Raw genomic sequence first — 19,983 nt, 5'->3', positions numbered from 1 at the left:
TTCTATGGATTCGTTCAGGGCATCACCCCCTTTCTGAAATAAAAAAAGCAGAATCTCCCAATGACATTCCGCTTACCGTTCCATGGTATCCCGGTGTTTCTCTTTTTCCGGAAATGCAATCTTTCGCTGCACATCTCCATTGTATTTTTCAGGGTATTCCAGCTGATCCCTGTACTTTTCAATCTGTTTTGGTGTCAGGTCTCTGGCCTTTAGGGCTTCAAAGTCCCAATTGCACAGCAGAAAATCGCCATAAATATTGATCTTCTCATGTTCAGCCGTGTCAAAAACAGCACGATTGGGGACACGCTTTGCGCTCATTTGGGCTATAATGATTACTTCATCCGTCAGCGGATAAGCGCAAAGCGTTCCTTCAAAGACGTTCTCGATACCTTCCAGACCATTCTCAATGCGGATTTTTTCAGGGGGCTGTCCGACGCGTACCATCAGGGCATCCACTTCCCTTGGCTCGGGAAAAAACGTGATGCGGTATTCTTCGGGAATCTCACTACCATCGAAGAAAGGATAAAAGTTCGCTCCGGTGTCGCACACATAGCAGCTGTTGATGTAGCTCCCGCAATCACTCATTCTTGCGTCTCTGCCATAGGCATCATAGGCGATATAGCTGCTCAGTCCCTCCGGTATATCGAGATATGCACCGCACTCGTTGATATAGTATTCTCCCAGCGCATAGTCGTTGTCGATGTCCTGAACGATGTCGTAACAATCCAGATTGTCGGTCAGGTTGATGAGATCCACGATGCTTGACGTGTAGTCGCCCTCCTCCAAAGCGATTTCGTATTTTCTCATTTCTTCCTCGGTCAGCTCATCAAGGCAGGATGCGAGATAATTCAAGGCATCCAGATTTTCATATTCGCCCAGACAATCGCCCAGGCCGCTGACCTCTGTTTCATAGTCGGTGATAAAGTATTCCTCATATCGCTTTCCGTCTATGCCGATCCGCTCAAAAAGAGCCTGTACTTCCTCAGTGTTGGCGGGTAAAGCTAAGGACTCACCCACCAGACAGCCCTCGTTATAGCGGCCTAAGTTCGTCACATAGGCGTTAATCACACCCTCGTACATGTTGATTTTCCTCCTTCTTTCTTTTACCGCGCATCGGTTTTCCGCCGAATCGGGTCTTTATCCAGCTTTCTCTTGATCCGCTGCGCGGTTTTAATATAGTCCTCCAATGTTTTAATAATGCCCTTTTCAAGCCGTTCATCCATGCGGTCCATAACGCGGTAGTCCCCGGTGCAGTAGTAAGCCCGGCAGGCGGTGTTGACTTCCATGAGGGAATGGCGGCAGGTAATCAAAGATGAAAGCTGTTGTCCTTGTGGACTGTCGGGCAGATACTGGATATGAATTTCCGGATCATCCGGATAAATTTTATCCATGGGCTTTCTGATGCCCATATCGTATAAAGAGCATTTGATGGTGTCTTGTGTGTACCAAAGCTTGGTTAAAAGCTGCTTGTCGCCGTATGTAATGCGTGCGTTTAGCAATGTGATCACCTCACCTGTTCTTTTTTATTTTGCTTTTCCGGTGTCAAAAATTGTGGAACTTCCGGAAATCCAATGGTATCCACATAATAGGCCCGGGTTTGTCCACCTCTGTGAAAAACCAGTACGTCCCCTAAAGATAACGCGTGTATTCTATTTCTAAAGGGCCGATCATCCATGTTGTGCTGCATATACAAATCTTCCTGATTCACATCTGCTGCTAAAACAGCCATATAGACGCAGGCATAATCCTCTGGTTTGATTTTTGTACGGGCTTCTGCATAGGTGCAAAAACCATAATCGGTATTCATCCTGTCGGGAATCTGGTAAATTTCATAGTAATCCATCACGTCCTTTTCCTTTGGCTGCGTGGGAAAATACCGCGCGCCGATTGCTTCCATGCGTTTGGCATACTCGTGGATATGAAAAACATTCCGTCCAATCTTTGTATGGTAGTCGTCCAGATAGTAGCATTGATGGGTATTGGTTGTTCCATCAAGCCGCGTCTCGGTAATCAAACCGCTGTCCTGTAACGTGAACAAGTCATTGTACCGGGTATCAATAAACCGTATCATTGGTGCTGTCATGTGCTTTTGCTCCTTCCTCTTTTTTCTTTTCTTTTTGCTCTGTGGTGCCTAAATAGGTGACAACTTTACCCGCTTTGACACTCTTTTGCAGCTCGTCGAACTGGACAAGCTCGGAGACCGACACGCCGGGCAAGGCCAGCATTTCAGTCATGGTCATGCCCGCAATGGCCTTTTCGGTGTTGTAGCCTGCTTCGATCAGGCGCGTTAAAGCCCTGAAACCTTTGGTGTTTTTCGCCATGGCCCTACTCCTTACGGTTCATCCTTGAAACATCCGCGGACAAAATTGCCGTTGGCATCATAGTTATCTGGATTCGCGGCGGGTGATGACCATCCAAACAAAGAACCGCCGACCATGGCAGCTGTCTGAGCCTTGGTGATCCCAGCCTTTCGGTTGGCCCGCTCGGCAATGGCCCGGTTTGTAAGCATATCCGGTGTGGACAGCTCGGACGGAAAATAGCCTTTTTCATTTTTTCGGATGGTGACAAGCTCTCCGGTGGAGCGTAGTGTGTTATAGCACTGTTCTGGTAACTTATTCATTTTCGCTCTGCTCCTTTCGCATTTTCCACATTTCTTTATTTCTTTGTACCTTTAATTCTTTGAGTGCCCGGCGGCACAAATCTTCAACAGCTTCCTGATGATGGTTTTTATAATGGCCATAATTGTATCCCTGGGCTTCGGTTTTTTTCCAAACCACATAGGGATAGGGCAGCTTTTCACTGTGTCCGATGACGAAAGCGGTATTCCCGACTTGGATGCTGTCGGTGATCTGATAGCCTTTGTTTTCCTGTTTTTCCATCAACGTGTTTCTCCTTTCCGGTTTTTCTCATTTTTTTCAAATTGGCAGACCACTTCCTTTGCCCAATCCGGCTGATATTCAGACTTGATCACACCCAGAATATCCCCGTAAAAGCAGCACATCTCCCGGCCATCATAAAGCCGCCTGAACACCATACTGTTTTTGGAAGGGGTTTGATCGGCGATCACATAGCCGATTTGTTTCGGACCAATGCGATCTTCTGGTCGAAACCGCATGGGGTCAATGGCAACCATCTGACCCCGGATGCCGGTATTCTCCTGATAAGAAACACACATTTCCCGGGTAATAACATCCAGCGGCACGTCCATTTCCTGTTGTTCGGCCCGCACTTTGTCGATCTGACCCTGCACACGCTGTAAAAACAGTTCCATCATTTCCAGATAATCGCCAGTTTGCATTTCTGAATAAGCATCCTTTAATAGCAAAGGCTCATAATAGCCGCACAAAAACGCGGTCGGTTTATCATCTGACCGACATTCTCCAAAAATAACCATACGCCTGTGAATATCAATGGCCTGTGTGATCTGATAATCTTTGTACATCCAATCTGTTTCTAACATCTTTGTTCCTCCTTTGAACGTCAACAGGCGGCATTTCTGCCGCCCTGAATCCTGTTACCGCTCCATCTGCTTCTGGCGTTTCTGATAAAGCTCCAACGCCTTGATGATGGTATCTTCAATTTTTTTGTCAGTGGTTCCTTTCCTGAAATACTTGCTGATTTTTTCTTTCTGAATTTTGATGGTTTCCTTCTGGTTGGGCTTGACCTCTTTCATGATGGATAAAATGACGTTGTTTGTGAGCTTTCCTTCCTTGGAGAACTGTTTCAGCTTGGTGGACTGTGTCAGTGAGGGGGTACATTCCTCGCTCTCCATCACTTCTAAAAGCTGTTTTTGCTCGGCAGGCTTCAGGTAGGACAGTTCCACCGCGGGCCGGAACGCGATTCTCCCCTCATCCACCATGTCCAAAATAGGGGAATCCAGTTCGGTTAAGCGGATATAACGCTGAATTTGTCTACCGCTATCACCAGATTCTTTACCAACAATTTCAGCACTCTCAGACTTTCCGACCACTGGTCGGGAAGTTTCGTCCATCTTTTTTCCCTGATGTTTTAAAGCCTCTAATTTCATTTTATATGCGTAAGCCTTCTCAGATGGCAATATATTCTCTCTTTGCAGATTAGAATCCACCATCAAAATGGTTGCTTCATCATCCGTCAGATTTCGGACAATACAGGGGATCGTGGTTTTTTCTGCAATCTCAGAAGCCATTTTTCTTCGGTGGCCGGAGACCATCTCGTATCCCCCGCCTTCTTTCGGCCTGACCAAAGCGGGCGACAGTACCCCGTATTCTCTGATGCTCTCGACCATCTCGCTCATGGCTTCATCCATCTGAAGCTTAAAAGGATGGTCAGGAAAGCTTGATATTTCCTCGATGGGAATTTCCATGACTTTTTCCAGCCCATCATTCTGCCGTTCCGCATCGGTTTTAAACAGGTCATCGGCACTGGGAAGCGGCATGTTTATCTTTTTGTTTGCTGCCATGGGTAATCACCTCCCTCGTCAAAGCTTTGTAAGCTTCACAGATTTTTGTTCCCTTGTCATAGGTGTAAATGCTTTTGGCCGCTGCACTGGTCTCTGCTGCCTTTGTAGCCCGTGGAATGGCATTGCGGAAAATATAAAGCTGTTTTCCGTACTGCTCATGGAGTGCTTCGGCCACCTCTTTGGTCATGTTGGTGTTTATATCGGCCATGGTAATGAGTGCGCCTTCAACCTTTAAATTGGGGTTGATCTGCCGCTTAACCTTGTTGATGGACTGGATCAGCTGGGTCATCCCATTGAGGGCCAGATACTGGGCCTGCACGGGAATGATGATGCTGTCGGCCGCGGCCATGGCGTTAATTGATAAAATTCCCAGGCTCGGCATGGTGTCGATGAGGATATAATCATAGTCTTTCTTGATGTCCTGCAGACACATGCGCAGTACAGATTCCCGGTTCATGGCCACCAGCAGTGACATTTCCATGCCTGCGAGGTCTAAATCTGCGGGAATTAAATCGACGTTTTCCGGGTGATGCAGGATCACCGCCTTTGGGTCAATGGGCTGGTCGGCAACCATTCCCTGCATCATGGTGGTGAGCGTTGCGTCAAGCGCATAATGGTCGTACCATCCGAGGGAAGTGGTTAAATCTCCCTGTGGGTCACTGTCCACCAAAAGCACTTTCTTTCCTTCATTTGCCAGACCCACACCGAGGTTCACTGTGACGTTGGTCTTGCCGACGCCACCTTTTTGATTAGAGATTGTGATGACTTTGGTTTTTGCCATAATTGGCACCTCCTAAATAAAAAAGCCGCTCAATGGTTTTTGAGCGGCGGGCCGTAATAAAAAAGAGAATACTGGTTGCGTATTCCCGTTATAAATGCTTGTTGACAAGCTTATTCAATTGTTTTCTTGAACGATTTAAGTTAATGATACTTGTGTGTCCATAGACAGAGATAACAAGTCCGATAATAGTGCATATGCGATAAAGGTTAAACGTATCACAATATTATCAAAAATATAGGTTAGAATTGACGCACTGAGGAACCCAAAACCAATAATATCAATACCGATTCCTATGATTTTATAAAATCTTTTTTATCTTCGTCTTTTACATCCACATAATAGTAATCATGCAAAAGTTTTACTTTCTGTTTAGCTACGATAGAATATCTGATCATCTAAAACTAGTCCTACAAAAAAGTAGTTCAGTGGTTTTTATTATTGTTAGGATACTTTCTTTACTACAGTAATTTCTCTATAAATGCCGTTTTAATTTGCACTAATCACTCTTCTATTTTAATTTTATTTGCTTTTTTATCTTTTCATTAACATTTTCTTGTTCTAACATGGTATATGCTTTTTTTAATGCATTCAGAATCGTATGCACCTGATCTCGCTGCTGATCTTCCCCCATTTTTTGTTGACATTCTTCAAATGTCCATTGATGATCTTGAGCTGCTTTCTTCATGTCATCTAAAAGTATTTGATACTGATACATTATCATTAAAGATTTTTGATAACAAAAAACAAACTCACTCAATAAAGTAGCTTCTTTTTTATTAAATAAAAGCTCGATTTTTGTCGCAACAGAACTGAGCATCTCTAATTTTACTAAGAATTCCTTGTGATCTGGCTGTTTAAGGGGATTTTTAATTACAGATGCTATTTGCTCTAAATAAGTATTATTTGTCATTAGTTCAAACCAGTAACTAATTGATAGCATTGCTTTATCATCTTCATTTTCATCAAAAAAATCACGATTTTTTTCATACAGTTGTATTAACCCTATTGCAATGCCATAGTTTTCGATACGTTCATCAAACAAATGCTGTTTGTTACTTAGCTTTATCTGCTGTTTTGTTTGAAGCAATGCGATGATAGCAATAACAACGGTAACCACTGAAAGACAAAAATTCCAATCTAATTGCATTCTAGATTCACCCCTTTGGATTAACTTAAGTACATTATACATTTTTTTAATAAATCTAACAAATCAAATGGCAACTTTTATCTTTTTAAATCACTCCCTTTCTATCTTTCCAGTGAAAGTAATGCCGTTTTAGCCGGGAAACAGCCCGCCCCAAACCAATGATTACAATCGCAAGGCTCAACGATGCTGAAAGTATTCGAACACCAGAATAACCGTTGTTAAACATCAGATAAACCGGCACGCATATGAGCAGACTTAAAATACTCACAATCTGCACCGCCAGCCACGGCGGATAACTTCGGCATTTTTTCTCCCGCTTTCGGATGCCCCATAACAGGATCAAGCCAAAAGTCATCATCCCGGTTAATGTCAGCACTGCGCCTAAATCCCATTCATTCACGTTTCTTCCTCCTTTTCAAATGCCAGATACCCGATGCAATTCCCACTAAGGATACAAAGGAAAAAAGCAATTCTTTAACAGGTGTCGGTTCTTCCATCGTTTCAGGTTCCGCTTCTGCGGGAAGTTCTTTGATTCGTTTGCCGCGCACCAGCAGCCGATGGCTGTTGATCTGGTACGGTGTGCAGGTCAACAGGGTTACAAAGTCCTGTTTTTCGACAGGTTTCAGTGCTTCGGTCTGTTCGGGCGTGACCACCAGAATCTGATCCACTTCATAGGTTAAAGTCTTGTCAAGAACGTGCAGATAAAAGCGATCCCCAATGACCAGCTGATCTAAATCGGTAAATAACCTGGCTCCCTCATAGCCCCGGTGTCCGGTCAGCACGGCATGTGTCCCGGTGCCGCCAACGGGCAGGGCGGTGTTTTTCAGATGCCCCGCACCTCTCGAGAGCGCGGATTCAGATGTCCCGTGATAGATGGGCAGGTTCACTTTTATTTTTGGTATCTCGAGTGTCCCCATAACCCCATCAACATTTAGAATCTCTGCATAATCCATGGCGTTGTCTTGTGCATCCTCAGAAAAAGGATCTCCGATGATCGGATTAATAAGCTTTTCATTGTAGTTAATGGCTTTTTGATATTCTTCATCCATCCGCTGTTGGTTCATCTCCTCTGTACTCACTTGATAATCCTCAATCACCTGTCCCTGTTTTTGGGAAGCCAGAAGATAAACCATATCTGGATAAAGGATGCAGCCAGCCCCCGCACTGATCAGAACAATAATCAGCAGCAGCATTGCTTTGTTTCTCATTTCCAGCTTCCCCTTTTGCCTATTTGTTCCCTGTGTTTCGCTTGTTCCGGATGAAAAGAATGCTCATCCCGCTTGCCATGAGAATCAATGCCGCGCCCATATAAAGAGGTGTTAAACTGCCGGTGCCGCCTGTGTAGGGGAGGTCATAATGCTTGATGTTTTCCACAATAATCTTATTGGCTTCGGCATGGCTGTTTGAATTGACGGTCACTTTTACAGGGTATTTCAGTAGATTGTAGGGCTTCCCTTCATTGTCAATTGGGGCCTGTGTCTCAACGATCCAGTAGTTTGTGCTGTCCCCGTAATAAGCATCCTGCCCTTTCTGTCCATAGGCAAGGCCCCAGAAATGGGCAATGCCGTTTGCGTCCGTGGTCACTTCCCAGTCAATCGCGTTATTGGCAGGGTCTTTGACGGCGTTGATGTTCTTTTTCGCATCGGCTTCGGTGCGGTAAATTTTAAATTTTGCGCCCTGAAGCTTAAGGGTATTGTCGTCCGCATCCACTTTTAAAAGGTTGATTCCTCCAGTGTGTACTTCGGGCTTTTTATCCTCGGGAACGCTCTGTGGTTCAAAGAAAATGTCCAGGTTGTTGGTATAGTGGATGGTTGCGCCGTTGGGGATCGGCTTACCTAAGCTGCCCTCGGCGGTTTTGTTCACGAAGGTGTTGTACTCAATGTTAAGGACAGCGTTTTTATCTTTGGTGTTTAACAGAGATTTAGCCGCTGTTTTTTTGCCGGTATCTGTCAACGAAACAGTCAGCGTCCGGTTGTTAGCTGTGTTGGGTTCTGTGACCGTGTAGCAGTCTGGTGTCATGAGCACGCGTTTTTTGCCTGTATCGACGCGGTAGACCTTAACACTGCCTGTCACGTAATCTAATCGCGTATCAATCACATCACTCACGGTATAGTTTTTACACGTTGCAATGTCATCCGGCAGCGTGGTTTCAACGATCCATTTCACTCTTTCGGAGATATCCGCTGTATCATGTTTGTTTTCGAGTTCCGTAACAAACTTGTCGATGTCCGGGCCGGGTTTGATCTGATTTTTGGGGAATACGTGGACGTTGTAAATCCAGCCATCCCCTGCCGGGTTGGTAAGTGGTATGGACACCAGACACGGGTCGGCCTTTTCGGCCACTGCCGGGTTGGTCTGTTCTTCAATGCGGTACACGCCCATGGGGAGGTTGTCATTGCCTTGAATTGTGACTGATCCATCGGCTCCGGTGGTGATGATCTGGATGTTCCAGGTGGTATCCACCTTGGTGTTGTCGGTATCCTGCATTTTCGTAACTTTGAATTGGATACCCGGCAAAGGAATCGCATCGGCAGGAACTTGATCGGTCTGCTGCCCGCTTCCCTCGGTGGTGGCTTTTTTGATGTCCTCCATTCGGTATTTGTGAATGGTCAGGCTCCGCGCTGCACTGGTATCGGGTGATCCGGTGGCGGCAAAAGCGGGGCCACAGCTTGTGCATAAAACGGCAATGCTCAGGGCAAGGCCGCCAATTTTCTTGAACAATGGCTTATTTTTCAGGTTCATTTTGTTTATCCTTTCCTTTTTCCTTTTGAATTTCTGCTGTTTCTCTTTTTCAGGACGAGGGCTAAAATGCCCGCCGCAATCAATAAAACAATCCCGGCCAGCATCAGTGCAACGCGGTGATCACCGTCTCCCCCTGTGAAAGGCAGCTTATAATTTTTCTGGTTATCAACTTTCAGAACACTGCCGTCTTTCACAAATGCCGGGGCCGTTCCTTTGGCGGTGATCTTTACGGTTTCAGCCGCTTCGGGATCAATCGTCACACGCCACTGCCCCATGGGCTTGGCATAGCCGGGAACGGTCTTGGTTTCCACGAGCTGATATTCTCCGGCATAGAGATTGCCAAAGTCGATTTTACCGTCCGTGCCGCTGATCCGGGTACCGATAATGGTCTGCCAGCAGGATTTAATCTTGTCATCCTGTTGGTTGTTATGCGTATGCTTTTCATCACAGCCATACAGCACAAAGGTGACGCCTTTCAAGGGCTGTTGAGTTTCCGTGTCCAGCTTCTTAAAGTTAAAGGGAACTTTTTTCGGTTCATTGGTTTTAGAAACGGTCACCATATCCCGGATGCCGTCGATGGTAAAGTGAAGCTTTGTCTGATCCAGCTCATAGCCCTTTGGCGCGGCAATTTCTTTAAAGTAGTAGTCTCCAAAAACTAAATCCGTCACGTTCCACTGCCCGTTCTCATCGGTCACGCCCTGTTTCAATAAGTTATCCTTGGTGTCATACAAGCCAAAAGTCGCTCCTGCCAATTTTTCTTTGGTGCGTTTGTCGGTCTTTTGCAGCTGGGCATCCCCGGTGGCTCCGGTAAAATTTGCCCGGAAGCTGCTGCTTAACGGACTTTGACCGACGGCAAGGGATACGAAAAGTCTTTGAGTGTCCGGGACATCCGGGGCGTAAATGACGCAGGCATCCGGATTTCCGGCATCACTGCTGTGGCGTTTAACGGTTGTCGGGGTAATGGTCACGGAGACCTCACCCTGATAGCTGCCGTCTGCATACAGCATAAAGTCATCATCGTCATAAAGGGTCATGGAGCCGGTATAGTCCCCGTAGGTCTGACCAGATGTGTTGCGGGCTATGGCGTGTACACCATTAGGTAAAGCGACCGTATAGTTTCCATGATCGGCAATATTGCTGCAGTACGTCTGAAACCATCCGGTTTCCTGCCGCTTGGTATTGGCGTTCCAGACCGCTTCCTCCCGTTCCGGAACAATGCTCCAGCTGGCATCCCAGTTATTGGGATTTTGATAGCTGAGGGTATTCACAAGGTTGGCAACGGTGGGGTCGGTCATATAGTAATCGGTATATGCGCCGATGCCTGCAATGACGCGGATGGCTGCCCAGGTCTGAACATAATACTCACCGTTCTGACCATCGTGGAAGCCGTGCCACATGACGTTTCGGATGCGCCAGCTCTGCACGTTCCAGCTTTCCCGGTTGTAGGTGACCAGACCGTTGGGGCCGACGACTTCTGAGGGAATGTTGAGCGATGGATCGGCACAGTAGGCAATTTGATCCACACCGTTATCGCTGATTCTCAAAATTGGTGTCGTGGTGGTAATGATGTCACTGCCATCGGGGCTGGCAAAGTCACTGCTGTAGATCACGCCATCATCCCAGCCTGCGGCCCGCTGAAATTTTTTGTAGCAGGGTTCATCTCCAAAGCTTCGGCTCGCCAACGTCCTGAGACTGGTGGAACAGCTCACCGTTCCGCCTGTGCTTGTCTCGCCTAAAATGTAGTTGCCGGAAGCATCTATCTTTCCGGTATCCTCGGTGGCAGTAATGCCATTTGCATCCAGAATCGCCTGTTCTCCGGCATCAAGCTCTGGGCTTTTTTTCTTGGTATCCTGATCCGCTCTGGTCGGTGCTGCATCGGTTTGAGACGGCTGCTCTATGGCTGGCGACGGGTTTTCCGTCTCTGTATTTGCCGAAACCTCTGTCCTAAATCCGCAGCCATAAAACAGCATCAACAGGGCCATGAGCAAAACGACAGCCTGTTTAAATCGGTGTATCATGCTTCTTCCTCCTTTTACAATTTCGTTTTTTCACGTTTGAACCTCCTTTTTAAAAATATCTATCTCAACCGCCATATGGCGTTTGTTTTCTGTTTTGAGCAAAGAAAAAGCAGCTTTCAATTGGGATTGATCAGCTGCTTTCAGCGGCATGGCTGCCGTGCTCTATTCGATTTTTTGTATTCTTGATTTTTTCTAAATGTGACAAGTTCCTGATTCCAGTCTTTTTGTCCCGGTAAATCCGTGATGAATTGTTTTGATGTTGTGAATCGGTCTGGAAAAGCTTCCATGATTTCCTGCGTGGCACTCTTAATAAAATCCTGACCGGGACGGTTCCCATATTCATTGACCGGGTCATTGTCCACACCAAACACAATTTGACTGATTTCATAATGTGTTGACAGGTAGTGCAATATCGGAAGGTATTTCAGACCATTGCAGGAAAGATAATGATCCCCGCGATTGTCAAAGTACAGCGGATTGTGTATGTTTTTGAGGGTCATATAAGAAAGCAAGTCGATGGGCGATTCAAAGATAAAAAGCCGTGAATTGGCTCCGGGTAAGGTAAAGCCGTATTCGGCCCGGCTTCCTTCCACGAGCATTTTAAATGGGGCGTATTCGTTACTCCCGCGCAGAAAAGCGGATGCGGGTTCTCCGCTATCATCATATCCTACAAACACACAATTACAGCGTTCATCCTGATAGATAAGTTTTTGATCAACACAGTATTGAATGATTTTCGGATCAAGCTTGCGGGTTTTTAACAGATAGGCAAAGAGATTGCGGTAACTTTTGGCTTTGGGCGGCAGACAAAAGGGCTTAGGTGGCGGTGGCTCCGGCCATGTGGCGGACAATTGAACGGGCGGGACGTGATGGCTGAAGTCCAGCAACTCCTGAACGGCTTCTTTCCAGCTGCAAGTATTGAGCCAGGCGACAAATTGAATGACATATCCTCCCTGACCGGATGCAAAGTCTTTCCATTTGCGCCCGTCAGGTGTGACATCAAGACCGTTCCAGCCTTTTACCTTCACACGACGGTTGGTGCGTTTGAGGTCAAGACCGCGGTGCTCCATGTAGTCTATAATATTAATTGTATTAACATAGTCTATTTGATCATCGGTGAATTTCTTTTTCATTATTCAACTCCTTAATTTGGGTACAAAAAAGCAGATCAACTCATGCTTAAAAGTTAATCTGCTTCTTTACGATCCTATAATCTTTATAATTAATGCTGTATAGAAATTCTAAAACCCTGCCATGATTTTGAATCAAAAAACAACGGATTTTGTACCGTATATCATTCCTTTCATTATAATTATTGTGAATATTGCTGACATTTTCCTGACCGCTGCTGACATTCCACTGACAGAAATCAGTCATTTTTTACCTTTTTCAGCTATGTTTTTCCGTAATTTTTTCTTCTTAATCTAAGCCCTTATTTTGTTTTTTTGTATAAAAAAATGAGCTTCAGAATCTCTGAAACCCAGTATTTATGCGGTTTGGCGGAGAAGGAGGGATTTGAACCCTCGCACCGCGTTAACGGCCTATACCCTTAGCAGGGGCACCTCTTATAGCCACTTGAGTACTTCTCCATGTTTAATGTCAGCTGAAAAAGACTACGTTTTTATCACTGACCTATTCAGTTTTGATGGCCGAGAGGGTGGGATTCGAACCCACGTGGGCTTGCACCCTAACGGTTTTCAAGACCGCCCCGTTATGACCACTTCGGTACCTCTCGACTCGAAATGCAAGATTAATTATAACAGGGGCTGAAGCCCCTGTCAACCATTTTTTTCGTGATTCTTACTGGTTTTTTTTATGTTTTTTTATTTAGAGTTTAACGGTCCAACCCAGTTTATCCTCAACAGTTCCTGTTTGCATACCGAACAGGGTATCGTAGATTCTCTGGGTATATTCGCCGATTTCACCGTTATTAAAACTCATATCCTCACCCTGGTATTCCAGTCCGCCAATCGGTGATACAACAGCCGCTGTTCCCGTTCCGAATACTTCTTCAATCTGACCTTTATGATACATATCTACGAACTCGTCAATGGTAATACGGCGTTCGATAACTTCTTCACCCCAGGACTGCAGAAGTTCAATCACACTCTTACGGGTAATTCCCGGAAGAATGGTTCCGTGAAGCTCTGGCGTGATAAATTTACCGTCTACTTTAAAGAAAATATTGCTGGTTCCTACTTCTTCAATGTATCTGCGTTCTGCACCATCAAGCCAGAGAATCTGTTCAAATCCTTCATCATGGGCTTTCTCCTGTGCCGCCAGGCCACCTGCATAGTTACCACCGCATTTAGCCTCGCCTGTGCCACCCACAACGGTTCTTGAGTAAATATCTTCCACATGCATTCTTGCAGGCTGCAGACCTGTCGCATAATATGCACCTACTGGGCTCAAAATAATAATAAATTTATAGTGAAGGCTGGTACGAACGCCGATGAATGGATCTGTTGCAAAGACAAAAGGACGGATATACAGAGAAGTCCCCGGTGCGTGAGGCACCCAGTCCTGGTCAAGGGCGACAAGCTGCTTTAAGGCATCAAATACAAATTCTTCATCAATCTGGGGAATACACATCCGGGCATTTGAGCGGTTCATACGCGCAAAGTTTTCCATGGGTCTGAAAAACTGGATATCGCCCTCTGGCGTTTTATAGGCTTTCATTCCCTCGAAAACCTCCTGAGCATAATGAAGCACCATTGCCGCTGGAGAAAGCTCTATTGGGCCATATGGGACGATTCTGGCATCATGCCAGCCTTTACCCTCTGTGTAATCCATGATAAACATATGATCTGTAAATTCAGTCCCGAAAACCAAATTATTCTCATCCGGTTTTGGTTTTAACTGTGTTCTTTTAGTAATTGTGATTTCCATCATTCTTCCACTCCAATCTTTTTAAAAACACTCTGATATATAGTATACATTTATTGTATACAAAGAACAAGTGCTAAAATAAAAAAAAGGGCAAATTTGCCCTTTTTATATGTATTTTTAATTGTACACGATGAATTTAGAAGTACCAGTTCCCTGCAATACATACAGAACCGCTGGTCTGATAGCTTCTAAAGCTTGTAAAATTATGGCTGCGGATGCCGCCTTCCATACAGTCTGTAACAGCCTGCTGTACAGCAGCTGGAGCATTACCAAGATACTGGGTATAATAACCGTCAAGGTAAGAAGCAAACTGGCCTGGTGCTGTCAATACACTTACAGCGTCTGGACCCCACCCTGCATCCACACGGTTCATAACACAGGAGATAACTCCCATTGCGCCTTCATAGGATGTGCCGCCTTCATGTGCAACAATTGCACAGATCAGATCAAAATCGCTGCCTGCAGTCTGAGTTGCATTTCCAGCGCTCGGACTCGGGCTTGAAGCAAGACTTTCTGGAACAGCTTTCTTTGTTCCAACTTCCACGACTTCCTTAACTGGTTCAACCTTTGTATTGGTAGAAATATTTTCGCGTTTTACTTCTACTCCGTCCTGGTAAGTTACTTTATCAACAAAATCGGCTTTTCCAACGACACCTTGTGTTACAACATTGCGGGTGCCCTCTTCAAGCTCTGCATTTTCTTTTTCTTCACTTTCAAAAGGAATATCTTTTTCGCCAGCTTCTTCTTTTACTTCGATACGAGCAATCGTTACATTAGAAACATCTGTCGTCAAAACTGTCGATGGCGCCGGTGTTACAATGTCATCATCATCGTACTGAATATTATTGTTACTCAAAAGATCTCCAACTGTTTCAGCAGCTGATTTATAATCAATTGTCTTTCCATCAACCTTGATCTGGCCAACCGCATTTTTCTTTACTGTAACAGTATCCACATCTTTAACTTTTTTGTCTGGATCAACACTGATCGTATATTCTTCATTTACTGGATACCCCTGATCCTGAAGAACCTCTTCTACAGATTTTTGCAGTTGTACATTAATAACTTCTGTCTTAACCGCATCGGCTGAAGTCGCTTTATTTTCGTCCAAAACAAGTTCTACATCCTTAGTCGCATTAAACGCACAGGTTACGCCAATAATAATGACCAAAACAAACAAACCCGAAATGATCGCGGTTTCCTTTTTATACCTCTTTAAAAATCTCTTAACTAATGTTAACTTATTCAAATCGTGTACCCCTTTTTTACTTGTTTTACAAATTCATAGTATAGTTTACAAGTTCGTTACAAAATAAATTTTAACAAGATTTTGGATGTTTGTCAAGTTTTTTAAGCATTTATGCTATAATAATGCCTATTGGAGGATAATATGACGAAAAATATTTTAAATTTTCATAAAGAAACTGCACGTATTTTTGCCACAAATCTTTTACAATGGTTTTACAAATCAAAACGTGCCTTGCCGTTTCGTGAAACCAAAGACCCCTATAATATCTGGATCTCAGAGATTATGGCACAACAAACCCAGATTGATACACTTATTCCTTATTATCATCGTTTCATAGAAGCTTTTCCAGATGTAACAGCTCTGGCAAAGGCACCTGAAGATAAAGTTCTGAAACTTTGGGAAGGATTAGGCTATTACTCCAGGGCTAAAAACCTTCATAAGGCAGCAAAATTAATTCATGAAGAATACCACGGAAATTTTCCAGACCATTACGATGCGCTCATTAAACTTCCCGGCATCGGGCCATATACAGGCGGCGCCATTGCCAGTATTGCTTTCAAAGAAAAAGTACCTGCCATTGACGGAAATGTTCTGCGTGTGATCTCACGATTTAACAATTACAGTGGCGACATCGCTGATACTAAAGTAAAAAATGCCATTACTGACTGGGTTGCCCAAGCTATACCCGATACTCCCGGTGATTTTAATGAAGGCCTTATGGAACTCGGCGCTTTAGTTTGCACCCCAACCAGCCCAAAATGTATGATTTGTCCTGAGCAAAATATCTGCGAAGCTTTTAGAGAAGGAACTGCAAATCAATTACCCGTTAAATCGAAAAAACAGCGTCAGAAAAAGCTTGAAATGGAAGTGGGGATTGTTGATATGGGAGGCGCTCTTTATCTTGTTAAGCGTCCCGATAAGGGCCTTCTTTCAGGTTTATGGAGTTTCCCTATTATAGAAGAAGAAAAAGCAAGGCCTGGCAATGCTATTCGTCAAGCCTTGAAAACCATCTTTACTGATCTCCCGGAAGGGAAAATCATCGGCAACAGCAAACATGTTTTCAGTCATATTATTTGGAATATGACCGTCTATTATTTTGAAATTGATCCTGCAATGGCTGCTGAAGCACCAGAAAAATATGGTGATACCCAAGCCGCCTTTAAAGATCGTGAACAGCTAGCTGCTGTGGCGCTACCAACGGCTTTCTCTAAATTATTAGTATTGCTGTAAAAATGCAAAAAAGCAAAGAATCATTCCTTTGATTCTTTGCTTACGGTCAGGAAGGCTTGCGGCAGATTGACACTGCGCACTCTGGTGTCCTGCGGACGCCTTTGTCAGGGGCTGTGCCCCATAAAAAAGAACGTTTCACCAGCCCATTGCAAACTTGTTTGCATGCGCATTGTAAGATTTCCAGCTCTTGCCGCCGCGTACTCCGTCGTCCTGCGGACGCCTTCGTCAGGGGCTGCGCCCCATAAAAAAAGAATGGTCATTGGCCCTTTGCAAGTCAACTTGCACGGGCCACTCACCATTCTTTTTTTACGCGGCTTAAGTCTTAAATGTAAAAAGACCCCGCGATGTCCTATCCTCCCAGGCAGTTGCCCACCAAGTACTTTCAGCGCTGAAGGACTTTACTTCTGTGTTCGGTATGTAAACAGGTGTTTCCCCTTCGCCATCATCACGAGATCAATCTTGCGTTTTTATTCGGTTGTTTTGGTCACTCAAAACAACATAAAGGAAAAGAGTTTTCAAAATGTCTTGATGGGATCAAGACCTCGGCCGATTAGTACTGGTCAGCTCCATACATTGCTGCACTTCCACCTCCAGCCTATCTACCTGGTCGTCTTCCAGAGGCCTTACTTCTTTCGAATGAGATATCTTATCTTAAGGGGGGCTTCGTGCTTAGATGCCTTCAGCACTTATCCCTTCCAAACTTAGCTACCCAGCGATGCTCCTGGCGGAACAACTGGTGCACCAGCGGTTTGTCCATTCCGGTCCTCTCGTACTAGGAACAGCTCCTTTCAAATATCTTACGCCCACGACGGATAGGGACCGAACTGTCTCACGACGTTCTGAACCCAGCTCGCGTGCCTCTTTAATGGGCGAACAGCCCAACCCTTGGGACCTGCTTCAGCCCCAGGATGAGACGAGCCGACATCGAGGTGCCAAACCTCCCCGTCGATGTGGACTCTTGGGGGAGATAAGCCTGTTATCCCCGAGGTAGCTTTTATCCGTTGAGCGATGGCCCTTCCACTCGGAACCACCGGATCACTAAGCCCGACTTTCGTCTCTGCTCGAGATGTCTCTCTCGCAGTCAATCACCCTTCTGCCTTTGCACTCTTACAGATGGTTTCCAACCATCCTGAGGGTAACTTTGGGCGCCTCCGATACTTTTTAGGAGGCGACCGCCCCAGTCAAACTGCCCATCTGACACTGTCCGCTTGCCGGATTACGGCAACGCGTTAGAATTCCAATATAACAAGAGTGGTATCCCAACAATGGCTCGGCACACACTGGCGTGCATGCTTCTCTGCCTCCCACCTATCCTGTACATGTTATATCAAAACTCAATGCCAGACTACAGTAAAGCTCTACGGGGTCTTTCCGTCCTGTCGCGGGTAACTCGCATCTTCACGAGTACTACAATTTCACCGGGTGTGTTGTCGAGACAGCGCTCAAATCGTTACGCCTTTCGTGCGGGTCAGAACTTACCTGACAAGGAATTTCGCTACCTTAGGACCGTTATAGTTACGGCCGCCGTTTACTGGGGCTTAAGTTCGCACCTTCGCTTACGCTAAGCACTCCCCTTAACCTTCCAGCACCGGGCAGGCGTCAGCCCCTATACGTCATCTTTCGATTTAGCAGAGACCTGTGTTTTTGCTAAACAGTCGCTTGAGCCTCTTCTCTGCGGCCCCCGAAGGGGCACTCCTTCTCCCGAAGTTACGGAGTCATTTTGCCGAGTTCCTTAACAACACTTCTCCCGCTCATCTTAGGATTCTCTCCTCGCCTACCTGTGTCGGTTTACGGTACGGGTACCTCTTTGCTCGATAGAAGCTTTTCTTGACAGCGTGAAATCGGCGACTTCCCTACTTATTTTTCGTTCCGCATCACAGCTTGACCTTATGCAATGGGGGATTTGCCTCCCGCTGCAGTCTCACTGCTTGCCCCGGCTCTTCCAACGGCCGGGTTCGCTTATCCTTCTGTGTCACTCCATTTCTCAAACGCATTGAGGTAGTACTGGAATTTCAACCAGTTGTCCATCGCCTACGTCTTTTGACCTCGGCTTAGGCCCCGACTAACCCTGAGCGGACGAGCCTTCCTCAGGAAACCTTGGGCTTTCGATGGTGAAGATTCTCACTTCACTTTCGCTACTCATGCCAACATTCTCTCTTCTCTTAAGTCCACCATCCCTTACGAAATGGCTTCGCCCCTAAGAGATTGCTCCCCTACCACTGTACCTTATGGTACAATCCATCGCTTCGGTGCCTGATTTTAGCCCCGTTCATTTTCGGCGCACCACCACTCGACCAGTGAGCTATTACGCACTCTTTAAATGTATGGCTGCTTCTAAGCCAACATCCTGGTTGTTTGTGCAGTGACACATCCTTTCCCACTTAATCAGTACTTGGGGACCTTAGCGGATGGTCTGGGCTGTTTCCCTTTTGACAATGAAACTTATCTCCCACTGTCTGACTGCCCTGTTAAAATGCACGGCATTCGGAGTTTGATATGGTTCGGTAAGCTTGACGCCCCCTACCCAATTCAGTGCTCTACCTCCGTCATTCATCACAGAACGCTAGCCCTAAAGCTATTTCGGGGAGAACCAGCTATCTCCGTGTTCGATTGGAATTTCACCCCTATCCACAACTCATCCAAGCCTTTTTCAACAGACACTGGTTCGGGCCTCCACTTGGTTTTACCCAAGCTTCACCCTGGTCATGGATAGATCACACGGTTTCGGGTCTACAGCATGCAACTAAGGCGCCCTATTCAGACTCGCTTTCGCTTCGGCTCCGCACCTGAAGTGCTTAACCTCGCTACATACCGTAACTCGTTGGCCCGTTCTACAAAAAGCACACTGTCACTTGCGCTCCAGCTGCTTGTAAGCACAGGGTTTCAGTTTCTATTTCACTCCCCTCCCGGGGTTCTTTTCACCTTTCCCTCACGGTACTTTCCGCTATCGGTCACTGGGTAGTATTTAGCCTTGGGGGGTGGGCCCCCCATCTTCCCACAGGGTTTCACGTGTCCCGTGGTACTCCTCGAATCTCCTCATCTCGGCTTTTCGCATACGCGCGTCTTACGCTCTTTGCGGGGCCTTCCCATGCCCTTCTGCTAAACGGAAATGATTGATGGATTCTGGGCTCTTCCTCGTTCGCTCGCCGCTACTTAAGGAATCGATGTTTCTTTCTTTTCCTCCGGGTACTAAGATGTTTCAGTTCCCCGGGTTCCCTCCGTTAAGCTATGGATTCACTTAACGGTGACGGCCCTTCTGACCGCCGGGTTTCCCCATTCGGACACCCACGTCTCAACGGATATGTGCTCCTAAACGTGGCTTTTCGCAGCTTGTCGCGTCCTTCTTCGGCTCCCAGTGCCAAGGCATTCACCCTGTGCTCTTTGTTTCTTGATCTCCACGAATGCTTTCGCATTTCGTTTTGTTTTTCTTTTGTTCTCTTTCTGAGCTCAAAAGAATGTTGTTTTTGAAATTGCATTTATTAAGAA

General features: G+C 45.8%; 18 protein-coding genes, 2 tRNA genes and 2 rRNA genes. 1 reads left to right on the top strand and 21 read right to left on the bottom strand.

The window, feature by feature from the left end; translation table 11 throughout:
- Positions 1–72: 72 nt before the first annotated feature.
- The 19 genes from B2M23_RS04175 to B2M23_RS04090 form a co-directional block, all read right to left on the bottom strand.
- Positions 73–1,080 (bottom strand): antirestriction protein ArdA, encoded by a 1,008-nt coding sequence (locus tag B2M23_RS04175; RefSeq protein WP_013378554.1) that lies wholly within the window; start codon positions 1,078–1,080, stop codon positions 73–75.
- Positions 1,081–1,103: 23 nt separating this feature from the next.
- Complete coding sequence (locus tag B2M23_RS04170) at positions 1,104–1,499, bottom strand: hypothetical protein (RefSeq protein ID WP_013378553.1); 396 nt, start codon at positions 1,497–1,499, stop codon at positions 1,104–1,106.
- A gap of 5 nt (positions 1,500–1,504) precedes the next feature.
- The gene (locus B2M23_RS04165) at positions 1,505–2,083 is read right to left on the bottom strand and encodes a YodL domain-containing protein (protein WP_013378552.1); all 579 of its coding nucleotides are present in this window, start codon (positions 2,081–2,083) and stop codon (positions 1,505–1,507) included.
- Positions 2,055–2,321: a hypothetical protein gene (locus B2M23_RS04160; RefSeq protein ID WP_013378551.1), complete on the bottom strand. Its 267-nt coding sequence runs from the start codon at positions 2,319–2,321 to the stop codon at positions 2,055–2,057. The genes B2M23_RS04165 and B2M23_RS04160 overlap by 29 nt, the downstream gene beginning before the upstream one ends.
- Positions 2,322–2,332: 11 nt before the next feature.
- Positions 2,333–2,620: a hypothetical protein gene (locus B2M23_RS04155; RefSeq protein WP_013378550.1), complete on the bottom strand. Its 288-nt coding sequence runs from the start codon at positions 2,618–2,620 to the stop codon at positions 2,333–2,335.
- Complete coding sequence (locus tag B2M23_RS04150; RefSeq protein ID WP_013378549.1) at positions 2,613–2,879, bottom strand: membrane associated protein; 267 nt, start codon at positions 2,877–2,879, stop codon at positions 2,613–2,615. Before B2M23_RS04150 ends, B2M23_RS04155 begins: the two co-directional genes overlap by 8 nt.
- Complete coding sequence (locus B2M23_RS04145) at positions 2,879–3,460, bottom strand: hypothetical protein (RefSeq protein ID WP_013378548.1); 582 nt, start codon at positions 3,458–3,460, stop codon at positions 2,879–2,881. Before B2M23_RS04145 ends, B2M23_RS04150 begins: the two co-directional genes overlap by 1 nt.
- Before the next feature lie 54 nt (positions 3,461–3,514).
- The gene (locus tag B2M23_RS04140) at positions 3,515–4,441 is read right to left on the bottom strand and encodes a ParB/RepB/Spo0J family partition protein (protein ID WP_013378547.1); all 927 of its coding nucleotides are present in this window, start codon (positions 4,439–4,441) and stop codon (positions 3,515–3,517) included.
- Positions 4,395–5,222 (bottom strand): ParA family protein, encoded by an 828-nt coding sequence (locus B2M23_RS04135; RefSeq protein ID WP_013378546.1) that lies wholly within the window; start codon positions 5,220–5,222, stop codon positions 4,395–4,397. The genes B2M23_RS04140 and B2M23_RS04135 overlap by 47 nt, the downstream gene beginning before the upstream one ends.
- 508 nt (positions 5,223–5,730) lie before the next feature.
- Positions 5,731–6,369 (bottom strand): hypothetical protein, encoded by a 639-nt coding sequence (locus B2M23_RS04130; protein ID WP_013378544.1) that lies wholly within the window; start codon positions 6,367–6,369, stop codon positions 5,731–5,733.
- 85 nt (positions 6,370–6,454) lie between these two features.
- Positions 6,455–6,769 (bottom strand): hypothetical protein, encoded by a 315-nt coding sequence (locus B2M23_RS20880; protein WP_013378543.1) that lies wholly within the window; start codon positions 6,767–6,769, stop codon positions 6,455–6,457.
- Positions 6,762–7,577, bottom strand: a complete 816-nt coding sequence (locus B2M23_RS04125) for a class C sortase (protein WP_013378542.1) — start codon at positions 7,575–7,577, stop codon at positions 6,762–6,764. Before B2M23_RS04125 ends, B2M23_RS20880 begins: the two co-directional genes overlap by 8 nt.
- A gap of 19 nt (positions 7,578–7,596) precedes the next feature.
- Entirely contained in the window at positions 7,597–9,111 is a 1,515-nt protein-coding gene (locus B2M23_RS04120) for a SpaH/EbpB family LPXTG-anchored major pilin (protein ID WP_013378541.1), read from the bottom strand.
- Between the two features lie 5 nt (positions 9,112–9,116).
- A complete protein-coding gene (locus tag B2M23_RS04115; RefSeq protein WP_013378540.1) occupies positions 9,117–11,129 on the bottom strand; it encodes an MSCRAMM family protein in 2,013 nt (670 codons plus the stop codon).
- Positions 11,130–11,269: 140 nt separating this feature from the next.
- Positions 11,270–12,262: a DUF3991 and TOPRIM domain-containing protein gene (locus tag B2M23_RS04110; protein ID WP_013378538.1), complete on the bottom strand. Its 993-nt coding sequence runs from the start codon at positions 12,260–12,262 to the stop codon at positions 11,270–11,272.
- A gap of 364 nt (positions 12,263–12,626) precedes the next feature.
- Positions 12,627–12,718: transfer RNA gene (locus B2M23_RS04105), tRNA-Ser, on the bottom strand.
- 57 nt (positions 12,719–12,775) lie between these two features.
- Positions 12,776–12,864, bottom strand: a tRNA-Ser gene (locus B2M23_RS04100).
- A gap of 92 nt (positions 12,865–12,956) precedes the next feature.
- The gene (locus tag B2M23_RS04095; protein WP_038354159.1) at positions 12,957–14,018 is read right to left on the bottom strand and encodes a branched-chain amino acid aminotransferase; all 1,062 of its coding nucleotides are present in this window, start codon (positions 14,016–14,018) and stop codon (positions 12,957–12,959) included.
- Positions 14,019–14,154: 136 nt separating this feature from the next.
- Entirely contained in the window at positions 14,155–15,267 is a 1,113-nt protein-coding gene (locus B2M23_RS04090) for a G5 domain-containing protein (RefSeq protein WP_038354154.1), read from the bottom strand.
- Positions 15,268–15,408: 141 nt separating this feature from the next.
- Between B2M23_RS04090 and mutY the strand changes: the two genes are divergently transcribed.
- Entirely contained in the window at positions 15,409–16,497 is a 1,089-nt protein-coding gene (mutY, locus tag B2M23_RS04085) for an A/G-specific adenine glycosylase (RefSeq protein ID WP_052237497.1), read from the top strand.
- A gap of 336 nt (positions 16,498–16,833) precedes the next feature.
- Here mutY and rrf read toward each other — a convergent pair.
- Together rrf and B2M23_RS04075 are read right to left on the bottom strand one after the other, a co-directional pair.
- Positions 16,834–16,950: ribosomal RNA gene (rrf, locus tag B2M23_RS04080) — 5S ribosomal RNA — on the bottom strand.
- 77 nt (positions 16,951–17,027) lie between these two features.
- Positions 17,028–19,891: ribosomal RNA gene (locus tag B2M23_RS04075) — 23S ribosomal RNA — on the bottom strand.
- Positions 19,892–19,983: the final 92 nt, after the last annotated feature.

Source organism: Eubacterium limosum (assembly GCF_000807675.2).
GTDB lineage: Bacteria > Bacillota > Clostridia > Eubacteriales > Eubacteriaceae > Eubacterium > Eubacterium limosum.
The sequence above is the reverse complement of the archived record's forward strand: the minus strand, read 5'-3'. Positions and strand labels throughout refer to the sequence as shown.